At 71.2% G+C, this 365-nt stretch carries 1 protein-coding gene; it reads right to left on the bottom strand.

The features are described 5' to 3' along the window. Window positions 1-37 precede the first annotated feature (37 nt). Window positions 38-365, bottom strand: a 328-nt coding sequence (locus PUR61_RS29270; protein WP_329882499.1) for a C40 family peptidase, incomplete at its 5' end; no start/stop codon positions are given.

The following is a 365-nucleotide window of genomic DNA, read 5'->3' as shown; positions in this document are numbered from 1 at the left end:
GGGGCTCTGGGGACCCTGCATCGGCGAGGGGCCCGGGTCAGGGGCGGGCGGAGACGTCGGGGGTGCCCAGGATCCAGAGGCTGGCCTGCTTGCTCCGCGTGCCCGGGCGGGGGGCCTCGCTCATCTGGTCGTCGCCGATGTACAGGCCGACGTTGTGGATGTCGGCCGCACGACCGTTGGAGCTCCAGAAGACCAGGTCCCCGGGACGCAGCTGACGGTAGGTGATCGGGGAGGACTGCGCGTACTGGACGGCGGCGAAGTGGTTGAGCCGCTTGCCTCCCTGACGCCAGTCCATCATGGTCATCCCCGAGCAGTCGTAGCCGCCCGGCCCCTCGCCGCCCCAGACGTAGGGCAGGCCGATCCTG

The organism is Streptomyces sp. BE20, assembly GCF_036322525.1.
In the GTDB taxonomy this organism is placed as follows: domain Bacteria; phylum Actinomycetota; class Actinomycetes; order Streptomycetales; family Streptomycetaceae; genus Kitasatospora.
The sequence above is the reverse complement of the archived record's forward strand: the minus strand, read 5'-3'. Positions and strand labels throughout refer to the sequence as shown.